The organism is Oceanobacillus massiliensis str. N'diop (assembly GCF_000285495.1).
GTDB lineage: Bacteria > Bacillota > Bacilli > Bacillales > Amphibacillaceae > Oceanobacillus > Oceanobacillus massiliensis.
Window position 1 is genome coordinate 152,007 of sequence record NZ_HE610976.1, and the last position, 15,167, is coordinate 167,173.

Annotated in this window: 13 protein-coding genes; 1 reads left to right on the forward strand and 12 read right to left on the reverse strand. The window is 41.0% G+C overall.

The features are described from left to right. Window positions 1-115: 115 nt before the first annotated feature. The 8 genes from eno to rpoN all read right to left on the reverse strand — a co-directional run bounded on the left by eno (window position 116) and on the right by rpoN (window position 9,443). Window positions 116-1,402, reverse strand: coding sequence for a phosphopyruvate hydratase (gene eno / locus OMHG_RS01000; RefSeq protein ID WP_010647495.1), 1,287 nt, complete (start codon window positions 1,400-1,402; stop codon window positions 116-118). Window positions 1,403-1,445: 43 nt separating this feature from the next. Further along, a complete protein-coding gene (gpmI, locus tag OMHG_RS01005) occupies window positions 1,446-2,987 on the reverse strand; it encodes a 2,3-bisphosphoglycerate-independent phosphoglycerate mutase (RefSeq protein WP_010647498.1) in 1,542 nt (513 codons plus the stop codon). Further along, window positions 2,984-3,742 carry a triose-phosphate isomerase gene (tpiA, locus tag OMHG_RS01010; RefSeq protein WP_010647500.1) on the reverse strand — a complete coding sequence of 253 codons (759 nt, stop codon included), beginning with the start codon at window positions 3,740-3,742 and terminating at the stop codon, window positions 2,984-2,986. Before tpiA ends, gpmI begins: the two co-directional genes overlap by 4 nt. A gap of 37 nt (window positions 3,743-3,779) precedes the next feature. Then, window positions 3,780-4,961: a phosphoglycerate kinase gene (locus OMHG_RS01015; RefSeq protein ID WP_010647501.1), complete on the reverse strand. Its 1,182-nt coding sequence runs from the start codon at window positions 4,959-4,961 to the stop codon at window positions 3,780-3,782. 172 nt (window positions 4,962-5,133) lie between these two features. Further along, entirely contained in the window at window positions 5,134-6,141 is a 1,008-nt protein-coding gene (gene gap, locus OMHG_RS01020) for a type I glyceraldehyde-3-phosphate dehydrogenase (RefSeq protein WP_010647503.1), read from the reverse strand. 49 nt (window positions 6,142-6,190) lie between these two features. After that, entirely contained in the window at window positions 6,191-7,210 is a 1,020-nt protein-coding gene (locus OMHG_RS01025; RefSeq protein WP_010647505.1) for a sugar-binding transcriptional regulator, read from the reverse strand. Between the two features lie 698 nt (window positions 7,211-7,908). Continuing rightward, window positions 7,909-8,148, reverse strand: a complete 240-nt coding sequence (locus OMHG_RS01030) for a glutaredoxin family protein (RefSeq protein WP_010647506.1) — start codon at window positions 8,146-8,148, stop codon at window positions 7,909-7,911. 2 nt (window positions 8,149-8,150) lie between these two features. Continuing rightward, the gene (gene rpoN / locus OMHG_RS01035) at window positions 8,151-9,443 is read right to left on the reverse strand and encodes an RNA polymerase factor sigma-54 (protein WP_010647508.1); all 1,293 of its coding nucleotides are present in this window, start codon (window positions 9,441-9,443) and stop codon (window positions 8,151-8,153) included. 162 nt (window positions 9,444-9,605) lie between these two features. On the opposite strand from rpoN, the gene OMHG_RS01040 reads away from it, so the two are divergent. Then, window positions 9,606-10,496 (forward strand): YitT family protein, encoded by an 891-nt coding sequence (locus tag OMHG_RS01040; RefSeq protein ID WP_010647509.1) that lies wholly within the window; start codon window positions 9,606-9,608, stop codon window positions 10,494-10,496. Window positions 10,497-10,585: 89 nt separating this feature from the next. Here OMHG_RS01040 and OMHG_RS01045 read toward each other — a convergent pair whose 3' ends face one another. From OMHG_RS01045 to OMHG_RS01060, 4 genes are all read right to left on the reverse strand, one after another. Beyond that, window positions 10,586-11,518, reverse strand: a complete 933-nt coding sequence (locus OMHG_RS01045; protein ID WP_010647511.1) for a fumarylacetoacetate hydrolase family protein — start codon at window positions 11,516-11,518, stop codon at window positions 10,586-10,588. An 80-nt stretch (window positions 11,519-11,598) separates the two neighbouring features. Beyond that, entirely contained in the window at window positions 11,599-13,635 is a 2,037-nt protein-coding gene (locus OMHG_RS01050) for a TRAP transporter permease (protein WP_010647514.1), read from the reverse strand. Beyond that, on the reverse strand, window positions 13,632-14,096 hold the full coding sequence (locus tag OMHG_RS01055) for a DUF1850 domain-containing protein (protein WP_010647515.1): 465 nt from the start codon (window positions 14,094-14,096) through the stop codon (window positions 13,632-13,634). The genes OMHG_RS01050 and OMHG_RS01055 overlap by 4 nt, the downstream gene beginning before the upstream one ends. Beyond that, complete coding sequence (locus OMHG_RS01060; protein WP_010647518.1) at window positions 14,086-15,072, reverse strand: TAXI family TRAP transporter solute-binding subunit; 987 nt, start codon at window positions 15,070-15,072, stop codon at window positions 14,086-14,088. The genes OMHG_RS01055 and OMHG_RS01060 overlap by 11 nt, the downstream gene beginning before the upstream one ends. Window positions 15,073-15,167: the final 95 nt, after the last annotated feature.

Genomic DNA, 15,167 nt, shown 5'->3' on the forward strand with positions numbered 1-15,167 from the left:
ACTAAAAAAGATGATCCCTATATTATAGGGATCATCTTTTAATTTGCTTAATGTTTTTTATAGCGTCCCTGACACGGATGCCAGTTCATACGCTGTTCCTTTTAAAATAAATTGCTTATTTTTTAAGGTTATAGAATGCAGTAAGACCTGCATATTCACCCATACCAGCAAGTTCGTCTTCGATGCGAAGCAATTGGTTGTATTTTGCTACACGGTCGGTACGTGACGGTGCACCTGTTTTAATTTGTCCAGCATTAGTTGCTACGGCAATATCAGCAATTGTTGCATCTTCAGTTTCACCTGAACGGTGAGAGATTACAGCAGTATAACCTGCACGTTTTGCCATTTCAATTGCTTCGAAAGTTTCTGTAAGTGTACCAATTTGATTAACTTTGACAAGGATTGAGTTACCAATACCTTTTTCGATACCTTCAGAAAGTTTGGCAGTGTTTGTAACAAATAGGTCATCTCCTACAAGCTGTACACGATCACCAAGACGATCTGTCAATAGCTTAAAGCCTTCCCAGTCGTTTTCATCAAGACCATCTTCAATTGAAATGATTGGGTACTTGTTAATCATTTCTTCGTACCAGTCAACCATTTCTTCAGATGTACGGACAACACCCTCACCTTTTAGGTTGTATTTGCCATCATCATAAATTTCAGAGGCAGCTACGTCCATTGCAAGTTTAACTTCCTCACCTGGTTTATAGCCTGCTGCTTCAATAGCTTCAACAATCGTCTGGAGTGCTTCCTCATTGGAACCAAGGTTTGGAGCGAATCCGCCTTCATCACCAACAGCAGTGTTGTAGCCCTTTGATGCAAGTACTTTTTTCAATGAATGGAAAATTTCAGCACCTGTACGCAATGCTTCTTTAAATGTTGGTGCACCAACAGGCATAATCATGAATTCCTGAATATCCACATTGTTATCTGCATGCTCCCCACCATTTACAATGTTCATCATAGGTGTTGGCAATACCTTAGCATTGAATCCGCCAAGATAGTTATATAAAGGAACTTCCAGATAGTTAGCTGCTGCATGGGCTGCTGCTAAAGATACACCTAAAATAGCGTTTGCTCCAAGTTTTCCTTTGTTCTCTGTACCATCAAGATCGATCATCAATGCATCAATGATGTTTTGGCGTGTTACATCAAGACCGATAAGTTCTGGTGCGATGATGTCATTTACATTTTCAACAGCCTTTTGTACACCTTTACCAAGGTAACGGTCTTTATCTCCGTCACGAAGCTCAACTGCTTCATATTCACCAGTAGAGGCACCGCTTGGTACGATTGCAGAACCGAAAGCACCTGATTCTGTGAATATTTCTACCTCAATTGTTGGATTTCCGCGTGAATCTAAAACTTCTCTAGCGTAAACGTCTGTAATGTATGGCATGTAAAATCTCTCCTTTGTTTTCAATTTATAAGATTATCCATTACTATTTTTTAATGATTAATGATTCTCCAGTCATTTCTTCCGGTTTTGCTACATTCAATAAATCCAATAACGTTGGTGCAAGATCTGCTAAAATCCCGCCTTCACGCAAGGATATATCATCTTTTGTTACGATAACCGGTACCGGATTTGTCGTATGTGCTGTCATTGGATTTCCTTCCAAGGTTACGACTTCATCAGAGTTACCATGGTCAGCAGTAATGATTGCATGTCCGCCAAGCTCGGTAATCTTATCGACGATCTTACCAAGGCATTCATCAACGGCCTCAATTGCATCGATAGTCGGCTGCAGCATTCCAGAGTGTCCAACCATATCCGGATTGGCAAAGTTGAGGATGATGGCGTTCTGTTCGCCTCTATCCAATTCTGCTAGTAATGCATCTGTTACCTCATATGCACTCATTTCCGGTTGCAGATCATAGGTAGCAACTTTTGGCGAATCGATTAGAATTCTTGTTTCACCAGGAAATTCTTTCTCACGCCCGCCACTCATGAAAAATGTCACATGTGGATATTTTTCGGTTTCTGCGATTCGAAGCTGCTTCAGATTATTCTGTGCCAGTACTTCTCCAACGGTATTATCCAAATTAATCGGTTCATAGGCAACATACCCGTTGACTGTTTCACTGAAGTTCGTAAGCATGACGAAATCTAGATCTTTAGGAACGTTATCGCCTCTATCAAAATCACGGAAATCCGCATTGGCGAATGTTCTTGATATCTGGATAGCGCGATCCGGACGGAAGTTATAGAAAATGATGGAATCATTATCTTTAATTTGTCCGACAGGTTCACCATTTTCATCTGTTATTACGGATGGGATAACGAACTCGTCATAGATTCCATTCTCATAGTTGTCGCTGATGACATCCATGGCATTCCGATATGTTGGACCATGCCCGTTAACCATCGCATCATAGGACTTCTTCACACGATCCCAGCGCTTATCACGGTCCATGGAATAATAACGGCCAGAGATGGTTGCAAATTCACCGATACCAATCTCACGCATTTTTTCCTCTGTCATCTGAATATATTTACCTGCTGTCTGTGGGCCCACGTCACGTCCATCCAAGAATGCATGGACATATACTTTATCCAAGCCACTATCCTTTGCAAGCTGCAATAAGGCAAATAGGTGATTAATATGACTGTGAACTCCGCCATCTGACAATAATCCAAATAAATGGAGTGCCTTATCATTTGTCTTCGCATGATGGATTGTTTTGAGAAAAGCACCGACTTGATAGAAGTCCCCTTCTTCAATGGACAAATTCACGCGGGTAAGACTTTGATAAACAATTCGCCCTGCACCAATATTCAAATGCCCCACTTCGGAATTACCCATTTGGCCTTCTGGAAGCCCAACAGCTATTCCGCTTGCAGTCAATTGATTGTGTGCGTATTTATTCCAGTAACGGTCAAAATTCGGTGTTTTTGCTTGCTTGACTGCATTCCCCATTACCTCATCACGGATAGCAAAGCCATCCAGAATGATTAATGCAGCTAGTTTATCCTGATTCATTTTATACCTGCCTCCACTAATTGCAGAAATGATTCTGCTTCGAGACTTGCTCCACCAACCAAAGCACCATCAATATCCGATTGTGCCAAAAGTTCATCAACATTGGATGGCTTCACACTTCCACCATACTGAATCACTACTTTTTCTGCAATATCTTCAGATGTTACTTTTTTAATCACTTGTCTGATATGGGCACATACTTCATTTGCATCTTCACTTGAAGCAGTTTTACCTGTTCCAATTGCCCAGATTGGCTCATAAGCGATGATAGTATTGGTCACTTGCTCATCCGATAATCCGCGAAGTGCCTCTTCAACCTGTGAACCTACATGGCTCATTGTCTCATTTGCCTCACGCTGCTCCAGGGTTTCTCCAACACATACTATTGGTGTTAAGCCATGATTGAATGCTGCATGTGTTTTCTTATTAACCGTTTCGTCTGTCTCCGCAAAATATTCACGGCGTTCTGAATGCCCAAGAACTACATGGGAAACACCGATATCCTTCAGCATGACTGGACTTACTTCACCTGTGTAAGCTCCATTATCCTCAAAGTGCATATTCTGTGCAGCTATTTGCACTTTCGTACCTTTTGTTTTTTCAACTAAGGATGATAGATATAGAAATGGTGCGCATACTATCGCTTCTACCTGATCGCTATCCGGCACTTTTCCAACAACATCATCAACAAACTGAGCTGCTTCTGAGGAAACTTTATTCATTTTCCAGTTTCCGGCAATTACTTTTTTACGCATCGTCTCACCTCTCGAGTATTTTTTGGGAATTCCGATTTTATTTATCGTCCAAAGCAGCTACACCAGGTAAATCTTTACCCTCCATAAATTCAAGGGAAGCTCCTCCGCCTGTTGATACATGATCCATTTCAGCTGCAAGATCAAATTTTTCGACTGCTGCAGCAGAATCTCCGCCGCCAATGATAGAAAATCCTTTTGTCTCAGCCAATGCTTCTGCAACTGCCTTTGTCCCGCCGGCAAATGGATTCAGTTCAAAAACGCCCATTGGTCCGTTCCAAATAATCAGCTTGGAATCTGCTACAATTTTGCTGTAGCTTTCCCTTGTTTTAGGACCGATATCCAAAGCTTCCCAATCTGAAGGTATTTGATCAATACCGACAATTTTAGTGTTGGCAGCTTCTGAAAAATCGTCTGCCACGACAACATCAACTGGAAGGACAAAATTGACACCTTTATCCTCTGCCTTTTGCATGAATTGTTTTGCCAAATCCATTTTATCTTCTTCCAGTAATGATTTACCGATTTCGTGTCCCTTAGCCTTGATGAAAGTATACGCAAGACCACCGCCAATAATCAGGTTATCCACCTTATCCAACAGGTTGTCTATTACATTAATCTTATCTTTTACTTTCGCTCCGCCAATTATCGCTGTAAAAGGACGTTCTGGGTTATTCAGTGCACCGTCAAGTGCAGCGATTTCCTTTTCCATCAAATAACCCGCTGCTGCAGGCAGTTTTTCAGCAATGCCAGTTGTTGATGCATGGGCCCTATGTGCTGCACCGAAAGCATCGTTAACATACAAATCTGCCATATCCGCAAACGCCTGAACCAATTCAGGATCATTTTTCTCTTCTCCAGCTTCGAAACGAACATTTTCAATTAATAATATATCGCCATTGCCTAACCGCGAAATTGCTTCATTAACTTCATCACCGTAAACGGAATCTGTTTTCACAACTTCTTTTCCGATTAAATCACTTAAACGCTTGGCAACAGGGTCCAAACGCAGTTCGTCGCTTGCTTGTCCTTTTGGTCGTCCAAGATGGCTTGCCAAAATTACGATAGCTCCCTGTTCTGTTAAATAGTTGATTGTCGGCAATGCCGCTTTAATCCGTGTATCATCTGTAATGGTTCCTTCATTCAGTGGAACGTTGAAATCCACACGGCAAAATACCTTTTTTCCCTTAACATCAAGGTCTTGAAGTGTTTTTTTGTTCATGATAAACCCTCCTAATTTTGGCCTATGTAACATTGTGATGACTGTTATAGGTCTTCCCCGATTACTGTGTTCGTAACCATTATATACCATGTTTCATATATACGCTTATAACAGAATAAGAATAAATAGAAAACGGAAGAGGAATGGAATCCTCCTCCGCCTAAATTAGTTTTTATAATCCTTGTTTTTTCAAGAATGCTGCTAAGTCAACACAACGTGCAGAGTATCCCATTTCGTTGTCATACCATGATACAACTTTAACCATATTGTCTTCCATAATCATTGTAGATAGACCATCTACTACAGAAGAATGTGAATTTCCGACAATATCAGTAGAAACAAGTGGCTCTTCACTGTATTCCAGTACACCTTTCAGTGGACCTTCTGCTGCTTCTCTTAATGCATTGTTGACATCATCAACATTAACATTCTTATCTAATTCAGCTACTAAATCAACCAATGAACCATCTGGAGTTGGTACACGCACAGCCATACCATTTAATTTACCATTGATTTCAGGTAAAACTAATCCAACTGCTTTTGCTGCTCCAGTTGTAGTAGGAATGATGTTCTGCGCTGCAGCACGAGCACGACGATAGTCTTTGTGCGGCAAATCAAGGATTTGCTGATCGTTTGTATAGGAATGGATTGTAGTCATCAATCCACGCTTAATGCCAAAGTTGTCATGAAGAACTTTAGCAAATGGAGCTAAACAGTTTGTTGTACAAGATGCATTTGAGATAATGTTATGTTTAGCAGGATCGTATTGATCGTTATTAACACCCATTACGATTGTTAAATCTTCTCCGTTTGCAGGTGCAGAGATGATTACTTTCTTCGCTCCAGCATCAATGTGCTTCTGAGCATCTTCACCTTTTGTGAAGCGTCCTGTTGATTCAATAACTACTTCAACACCAAGATCTCCCCATCCAAGGTTAGCTGGGTCGCGTTCAGACAATACTTTGATTTCTTTTCCTCCAACTACAAGGTCAGATCCTTTAACAGAAATCTCTTCCTCTAATTGACCGTGTACGGAATCATATTTCAACAAATGTGCAAGCATGTTTGCATCTGTTAAATCATTTACCGCTACAACCTCAACTTCGTCATTCAATAAAGATTGACGGAATACGTTACGTCCTATTCTACCAAAACCATTAATACCAACTTTAACTGCCATTTTCTATTCCTCCTATTGGATCGTTTTAATATTGATATATTTAAAGAGGCTAACCTCTCAATATCCGTTCTGCTGCTCCCTGATCTGTTATGAGCAGGTCGCTTTTTCCTTGCTTATAATAGGAAGCAATTGCTTCTCCCTTTGATGTACCACCCGCAACGGTAATGACATGATCCACTGCTTCTAAATCTTCAAGCTGTATACCGACTGTCTTCACTTTATGAACAACATCGCCTGAATGATCGAAATAATAACCGAACGCTTCACTGGCTGCATTCTTTTCCTTCAATAAAGTGATAACCCGTTCGGATGTCCTGCGTCTGCCGGCCATTCTCAAGGCATCTCCAACACCATGAATAACGATATTTGAGCTCTTAATCTGCTCTAATATTTCGGTAATTGCAGGTTCCGTAATAATTGTCTCATAAGTGGAATCACTGATTGGATCAGGTACATAAAGCATTCGATATTCACCATGGGCTTTTCTTGCCATCTCAGCGACAATCCCGCTTGCCTGATTCTCCACCTTTTCACCAATTCCTCCCCTTGCAGGGACAAATAGGATTTCACTTTCGTCGTTGAGCGGAGTCATCACTTTGGCAACCACTGCCATCGTGCTTCCACCTGTAACAGCAATGGTGTTTTTCGGTTTAAGGATGGTTTTCAGATACCTTACGCATGCTTTTCCCATATCCTGTTTTACCCACTCATCCTCATCACTGTTACCAGGGACAATAATTACATTATCTACATGTAATGTTTCCTTAATTCGTTGTTCTAAAACATGCAAGCCGCTTATTTCACCAATAAAATCAGCAAGCTGTTCGAGAATTAATTTGCCCTCATTCGTAATATACATTCCTCTTGTAGTAACTTGGATCAATCCCTGCTCCTGCAGAAAATCAATTTCGCCTCTGACATGTCTTTCCGTCAGTTTGGCTGTCTCTGCAAGCGCCCTTCTGCCGATTGGCTGGTAGAGATCCACATTGTGCAATAAGGTGTACCTTTGCTTTATTACTTCCAAAAGTTCCGGAACGAGTTTTTTTTGAATATTAATCAAGGATTTCATGTACATGGTCTCCTTCATTGGGCCGCATAATGACCCATATGTTTACATTGTGTCCCGGCGACAAATTCATTATAACATATCCCAAAAGTTATACAAATAATAAGTACTTCTATTAATTCGTTTTAAAAATTGATCCGCTATCGCTATAGTTATTCCCACCCGATACGTTCGTAAACATAAAAAAACATACTAAGATTAGTGGCTGAGAACATCGACGGATGACTTTACCCACTATCTTTCTTTTTTAGAGGTTCTGGTAAAAGTGTTTTTACTTGGGGAGGTTTTCATAACCTACTATTAAGGATTGGGGTATTTCCTACAGCTCTGGAAATAGACTTCGCGAATCTTAGAGTGGCTGATGAGGCTCCTACGCTAGTTTGGTGAATTTGTTTTATTTCGTAGCATGTGTTTGTAACTGCGTGCAGCAGAAAATGTAACGGAGATAGCTTACCAATATTAAGCTGGTTGATTGAAGCGGAGGGAAGTCGACTAGTGCAGGAACAGCACGTGTCTGAAGACCCCACAGCGGCGATCTTCCGCGAGGAGGCCGAGGCGGTGCCCGTGGAAAGCGACTTCCCGCAGCGTAAATCAACAAAGCAGTAATTCGGAGCCTATATAAAAATCAACATGCAAGGCTTCCTTCCCTAAAATCATTCGTCTTTAGATTAGTGATTTTTAGAAATGTCTCAGCCCCATTTCTAGCTTTGCTTGAAAAGCCGTTCTATTGAATCATAGTTAATTTCATTACAGTTCAATTGCCTGCCCTTTAGTTCAATTACGGGTATTTCCAGCTGGTACGCTTCAAGCCATTTATCATTGGAATAAATATCCCTTTTCATAACTGTAAACGAATATTGGCTATTGAAAAGGGAAAGTAAGGCTTCCGCTTCATCGCACAAGGAACACCTATCTTTCGTGTAAAAAATCACGCTGTCCACGATTATCCTCCCTTTCTCCTTTTAACCGATGATGGTATTCCAAGCTGATCCCGATATTTCATAACTGTCCTTCGCGCTATATCGATATCGAATTCATCCTTCAGCTTCTTTTTTACTCCCTCATCCGATAACGGACGTTTTTTATCTTCATATAATATCATTTCCTGGATTAATTTCTTGATTACATAAGAAGCAGTACCGTTCCCATCTTCTGTTCTGACACCGCTCTGCAAAAAGAATTTGAGCGGGATTACACCTTGTACCGTCTGAATGTACTTCTGACTGATTGCCCTGCTCACCGTTGAAGTATGGAGGTTAAGTTCCTCTGCAATCTCCCTTAATGTCAATGGCTGAATCATATAGGAACCATGTTCAAAAAATAATGCCTGTTTTTCCAGGATAATTCGGATCACCCGCTCCAATGTATTCCCTCGGTAAACGATTGCCTGTTTTAAAGAGTCAATTTCTTTATATTTTTCCTTTAAATAGTCGGCAGCTTCCTTTTCGGGGTCTTTAAAATTTTCATACATTGGATTAAGGGTTATTTTGGGAGCCGACCATTTATAGAATGAGACCTTCCATTCTCCTTCTGCTTTATAGATGGAAGCTTCGGGAATAATATATTCTGGTTCAAGTACTGTCAGCAACTGGCCAGGTTTTGGATGACAGAGCCTGATGTGTTCAAGCAAGTCGGCAGCCTCTTCGGCCGATATTGGATAGGATGCACTAATTGAATCCACATCTCCTTCAGCAATCAGTTCCAAATGCTGTGTTAGCAGATCTTCTACGAAAGGTTTATAACCGCTGAATTGTTTGATTTGCAGCAAAATACATTCTTGGAGGTTTCTTGCACCAATTCCAGCAGGTTCCAGAGACTGAATTTTCGATAGGGCATATTCGACAGTTTCCAATGTCGTTTCACATGCTTCTGCCCATTCCTTTAAGTCAATATCCAGATAGCCATCCTCATTTAAGGAATCGATTCCGAACTCAATGATGGCTTTCAATTTGTCATCTCGAATAGTGAGCATAAAGATTTGCCCTTTTAACTGGTCATACATCGTCTTCTCATATGGGTTTATCTCACCTATTGCCTGCATATTGGAATGCTCTGGTCTGAATTGTTCCCAATCCATATCGGATTCCACTTCCTCAATCAACGGATTCTCGTTAGCAATCTCTTTAAGATATTCCATTAATTGACTGCTTGTCAGCTGAAGAATATTGATGGACTGGATTAGTGACTGATTCATTTTCCATTGTAATGATTGCTTCAATATAAGTCTCTGTTCCATAATCAACACTCCCAAAATCAAATCATTCTATCCTAATTCTGCCACTACTTTCCATAATTGTCATCAACGCGTTTACCATTGACACGGTTTAACAGTAGAAATATCATTAATATTATGGATAACAGCGGGTTATCCACGTTTTGAAGAAGAGGAGATGGTGAAATGCCAAAAAGTGTGCATAAACCTAAAGGTAATTATAAAAAAAGAGAAACGGCCGGTCACCTGATCATTCGCTATATCATGTTATTTATCGGTGCTACGCTGGCTGCACTGGCACTGGAATTATTCTTGGTTCCAAATGATATTATTGATGGCGGTATTATTGGCATCTCTCTGTTAATCAATCATTTAACAGGCATTGGCTTCGGTATATTAGTGCTTATCATAAACATTCCATTTCTGATTGCCGGATTGAAAAGGATGGGGAAGGATTTTCTGATATCTTCCATTTTTAGTATCGTTACCCTATCGGTTATGGAAAATGTTTTCCATCATATTGAGGTTGTCACTGCCGAACCTTTATTGGCAACTGTATTTGGCGGATTAATACTCGGTGCCGGGGTCGGGCTGGTTATCCGGAATGCGGGTGCACTTGATGGAACCGAAATTCTGGGAATTATCGTAACTAAAAAACTGCCTTTTTCTGTCGGCGAATTTGTGATGTTCGTGAACGTTTTTATCTTCGCATGGGCAGGTTTCATTCTCGGCTGGGAGCAGGCGATGCTGTCTATCCTAACCTATTATATTGCCTCGAAAACAATTGACGGGGTCGGACAGGGTATCATGAACGAAACCAAGGCTGCAATCATCGTCTCTGAAAAATCTGCGGAGATTGCAGATGACCTAGGGGATAAATTGAAGCGCGGGGTTACAAAACTATATGGACAAAACAGCTATCAGGAAAAGGATACACAGGTTCTTTACGTGGTCATTACCCGTCTGGAAGTAGCAAGTTTGAAACAGATCGTCATCGACAATGATCCAAAAGCATTTACAACAATCATGGATACACAGGAAGTACATGGCGGGAGATTCAAGTCTGCCGGCCACTAAGATGAATATAACGGACAACCTGCAGTTCAAAATGGTTGTCCGTTATTTATTTTCCAGCTTGTCAGAATACTAAAAATGACTGTTTGGATCTAGTATGATCTCACCGTATTTTCCATTCGGCCAATCCTTTCAATCTCTATCGTGACCCTGTCACCGTCTTTCAAAAACTGGGGCGGATCCATAGCAAACCCGACGCCATCCGGTGTGCCCGTCATAATAATATCACCAGGGTTCAAAGTAATTAAATCGGAAATGAATTCCATCAGAAACGGAATATTAAATATTAGATTACTTGTAGTGGAAGATTGTCTTTCTTCGCCATTTACATAGGATTTAATCGCGAGTGATGAAGCATCACCTAATTCATCCCCTGTGACAACACACGGACCTATCGGTGTGGAACGATCAAGCGACTTTCCCTGCAGCCATTGCGGTGTACGTTTTTGCAGATCTCTTGCAGACGTATCGTTCCCTATTGTATATCCCGCAATATAGTCTCCCGCATTCTCTTTTTTGACTTTTGAAGCCTGTTTTCCAATTACAATCACAAGTTCTGCCTCATAATCCAATTTCTCCGTTGATGGTGATTTTTCGATTGCATCTTCCGGTCCAATTAATGCATTCGTGAATTTAGCAAAAAGTACAGGATATTTCGGAATCTCACTTTGCATCTCTGCAACATGATCGGCATAATTTTTTCCGACACAGATAATTTTAGAGGGAGATGGCACCGGATTTCCAAGTGCAACCGTCTCTCTCTTTATAAAATGTGCTTCCATATTGTTTTCGACAATATGATCGTAAGCCCGATTTGCCTTTTCAATTAAATCAATGCCACTCAAGAAAAAGTCACTTGGGTTCGACGGGAAAACCTCATTAAGTGGCGGTAATGCTTCTTCACCGTTTTCTGATAGGAGCATTACCCTGTAGGATGCCTGTAAATCGATAACGCTATCTTGATGGATACACCCAATTCTCCAGTGGTCATCTCCATTTTTCTTCTTATAGCTTACTAACTTCATCTTTTTGCACCTCTTTCCAATATGCAGTAAAAAAAGCTAATCAATCATAATAAGACTACTATCGTTACACGGAGCCTCGTTTAACTAGCAGTTTTGGACTCTATTATACTATTATCTTTTTTGTTTTTCAGATAATTCAATGCAAAGATGCCAATCACAATGATCAATCCTATAATATCTGTTGTTGTCTCCGGAACAATCATCATAATAGAACCTACCCCCAGAATAATTCGGTAGATTACATTTAAATGGGTTTTAAAGTATCCTTCAAGTGCTGCTCCCAGTCCAATGATTCCAATAACCGAGGTCGTGATAATCATGGCTACTGCAAGAAGCGGAGGAAATGGAAATTCCGTTGCATTCACCGGGAGACCTGTTGTATCCACCAATAGCATTGCCGGATTATAGACAAACAGATACGGAATGATAAAACCCGCAAGAGCAAGCCTTAAAGCCGTAAAACCGGTACGCATTGGATCTCCTCCAGATATACCAGCACCAGCAAAAGCTGCAAGTGCAACAGGCGGCGTAATATTGGCGAAGATTCCGAAATAGAATACAAATAAATGGGCAACCAGTATAGGAATACCAAACTCGGCAAGGGCCGGCGCTGTCATTGTTGCTGTAATGATATATGCAGGAATTGATGGAAGACCCATTCCAAGAATAATAGAGGCAATCATTGTCAGGAACAACGTTAAGAATAATGAGCCATCCCCGATATTTGTAATTGCTGAAGTCATGACCGTTCCAAAGCTTGTAAGGTTGACAACACCGATAATGATTCCAACTACCGCACAGGCTATCATGACGGACAGCGACTGTCTTGCCCCATCTTCCATGGCACCCAGAATATCTTTAATCCCCATTCTGCTTGTTTTCCTGAATGCGGCCACAATGACGGTTAAGATAATCGTATAAAACGCTGAAAACCCAACTGGTATGCCCATATATAGCATTACGACCAGACCGGCAATCGGAAGCAGCAAATGTCCCCGTTCCTTCAAAACTTCTTTTACTCTCGGCAGGTCTGCTTTCGGTATCCCTTTCAGATTCCTTCTTCCGGCACGGAAATGCACCTGCATGATAACTCCAAGAAAATAAAGCACCGCTGGAATCAATGCAGCTAGGGCAATCGTTCCATATGCAATTCCAGTTGTTTCAGCCATAATAAAGGCACTAGCCCCCATAATAGGCGGTAAAATCTGGCCGCCAATCGATGCACTTGCTTCAACAGCACCAGCGAAATTCTTGGAATATCCAATCTTTTTCATCAATGGGATCGTAAAAGCCCCTGTTCCAACGACATTGGCTACCGCAGCTCCATTAATACTTCCCATAAACCCACTGGAGATGACTGCTACTTTAGCTGGTCCGCCTTGCTTGCTACCTGCAAGCGCCATCGCTAAATCATTAAATAACTGTCCCATCCCCGATCTCGTCAGAAACGCTCCAAATAAAATAAACAGGAAAATAAATTGTACCGATGCCCCAATTGCGGTAGAGAATAATCCTTCTGTTTTCAAATACAATTGTCCGAAAATGTCGCCTAAATCAAAGGGCCTCGTCATCAGCATCGTAGGCAGCCAGTCCATGTAGCTGATGAATGGATATGCCAGGAATATTAGCGCCAATACAGGAAGTATGAGCCCTGTAACACGCCGAGCCGCTTCTAGCACCAATAGAACGGTAAGGATAGCAAATAAAATATCGATTGCGTTTGGAATGCCTCCGCGTGTTGTTACAATGGCATTATATTCTACAATTAAGTATAAGGAGGATATGATGCTTAAAAGAAACAAAAACCAGTCATACACTGGGATTTTCGCTCTATCCTGCTTTTTGAATGTAGGAAAAATAAGAAATATGAGCGCCATCCCAACCGACATATGCACAGACCTTTGCAAGAGTGCCGGAATTGGATTATAGGTGACAAACAGGTGGAATGCTGAATAAAAAATAGCGATGATAGATATAAAAATAACGATATTCCTGCTTTTCAGCTGTCGTACTCTCGATTCGGCATCATACTTTTCCAAGATAACTTGAGTATCCACGTTATTATCTACTTCGGAAGCAGTATGTTTTCCGGTTTGGTCATTATGTTTTCTGGTCATAAAAATTCGCCTCCTATGTAATCCCAAATATGTAAAGATGCAACAGAAATATTTACAGTTTCATAATCGTCCGTTAATTTATATAAAGGAATCTCTGACTGATCGGTTATGATGGTTGTCATCACATTTTCAGAAACTGTAAGATTCATTTCACTTAATCGCTGATTGATTTTCATATGGATAAAACTATCATCGGATGCAATCACTTCTGCTCCCGAAGGTACTCCTGCACCAAATGTTTTGAAATATGTTTCTGTAAGAATGAGTTCTCCTTTATCCAATCGGTAAATCTCTGCCCATTCTTCCCTTTCCACAGAGTGAATCCAATGCAGCTCAAAGCGCTTTGTGTCTATATAATACGTCGCATGCCCAAAGTCCAATTGTACGACTTGAAGTCTAAAGAAAAGAGAAAAGAGGAGCACACTGACACATGTGCTCCATACAATCCATTTACTGTTCATTGTAATAGCGTTCTGCTCCTGGATGTAAAGGTGCTACAAGCCCTTGCTGGGCAGCCTCTAAAGAAATGTCGGCGGCTGCCTGATGAGAATTTACAAGACTATCAAGATTTTCAAAGAATGTCTTCGTCAGCTCATACACATCGTCCTCACTCATGTCAGCATGGACAATCAAGGCATTCATAATAGCTGCAGTCGGAATCGGTTCTTCATTTCCATAAGTCCCTTCCGGAATTTCCATTGAAACAAAGTAAGACTCATCCTGTGCTATTTCTTCAACATCTGCTGGGTCAACTGTTACCAATCGAATATCCAATGACTCCGAGAGTTCCAGCAGAGATGCATTCGGCAAACCGCTGGTGAGGAAAGCCGCATCGATTTGACCAGCACGTAACCCATCCGCCGCTTCAGCATACCCTAGATAATCTACCTCAATATCATCGTATGTAATACCGTGTCCGTTCAGAAGTGTCCGGGCATTTACTTCCACACCAGAATTTTGGTCGCCTACAGCAATACGTTTTCCTTTTAGATCCTGAAATGTTTCAATTCCTGAATCTGCTGTGGTAACAATCTGCACGAAATTCGGATACAGGGCGGCAATTTGATTTACCTTCTCAGCTGGCTCTTCAAAGCTAACCTCTCCAGCAATTGCCTGACTGACCACATCACTCATGGTGAAGGCCATCTCAATCTTATCCTGTTCCATTAGATTGACGTTTTCAACAGATGCACCGGTCGTCTGTGTACGGGAATTCACACCAAATTTGGAACTGTACTCCTCAGCCAATGTAGTACCAATAATATTATATGGCCCAGATGCCCCGCCAGTGGCAATCGTAACTATATTTGTATCTAAACCTTCCCCGTCTCCTTCTCCGCCTTCTGCAGTACCACTATCATTACTACCGCAAGCAGATAGAATAATGCCCACCAATAGAATTATAGAAAACAAAAAACTTTTTCTTTTCTTTTTCAAAGTAATTCCCCCTTTTGTTATATGACAGAATGATAATAAGAAAATAATATAAAACGCTTACATATTACATATTATTTGAATTTTTCAATAAAGTC

What these genes read in the sequence shown, in the direction of transcription:
- eno (WP_010647495.1), bottom strand. Translation starts at nt 1,402, where the DNA reads ATGCCATACATTACAGACGTTTACGCTAGAGAAGTTTTAGATTCACGC.
- OMHG_RS01045 (WP_010647511.1), bottom strand. Translation starts at nt 11,518, where the DNA reads ATGAAGTTAGTAAGCTATAAGAAGAAAAATGGAGATGACCACTGGAGA.
- rpoN (WP_010647508.1), bottom strand. Translation starts at nt 9,443, where the DNA reads ATGGAACAGAGACTTATATTGAAGCAATCATTACAATGGAAAATGAAT.
- OMHG_RS01055 (WP_010647515.1), bottom strand. Translation starts at nt 14,096, where the DNA reads ATGAACAGTAAATGGATTGTATGGAGCACATGTGTCAGTGTGCTCCTC.
- gpmI (WP_010647498.1), bottom strand. Translation starts at nt 2,987, where the DNA reads ATGAATCAGGATAAACTAGCTGCATTAATCATTCTGGATGGCTTTGCT.
- gap (WP_010647503.1), bottom strand. Translation starts at nt 6,141, where the DNA reads ATGGCAGTTAAAGTTGGTATTAATGGTTTTGGTAGAATAGGACGTAAC.
- OMHG_RS01025 (WP_010647505.1), bottom strand. Translation starts at nt 7,210, where the DNA reads ATGAAATCCTTGATTAATATTCAAAAAAAACTCGTTCCGGAACTTTTG.
- OMHG_RS01040 (WP_010647509.1), top strand. Translation starts at nt 9,606, where the DNA reads ATGCCAAAAAGTGTGCATAAACCTAAAGGTAATTATAAAAAAAGAGAA.
- tpiA (WP_010647500.1), bottom strand. Translation starts at nt 3,742, where the DNA reads ATGCGTAAAAAAGTAATTGCCGGAAACTGGAAAATGAATAAAGTTTCC.
- OMHG_RS01015 (WP_010647501.1), bottom strand. Translation starts at nt 4,961, where the DNA reads ATGAACAAAAAAACACTTCAAGACCTTGATGTTAAGGGAAAAAAGGTA.
- OMHG_RS01050 (WP_010647514.1), bottom strand. Translation starts at nt 13,635, where the DNA reads ATGACCAGAAAACATAATGACCAAACCGGAAAACATACTGCTTCCGAA.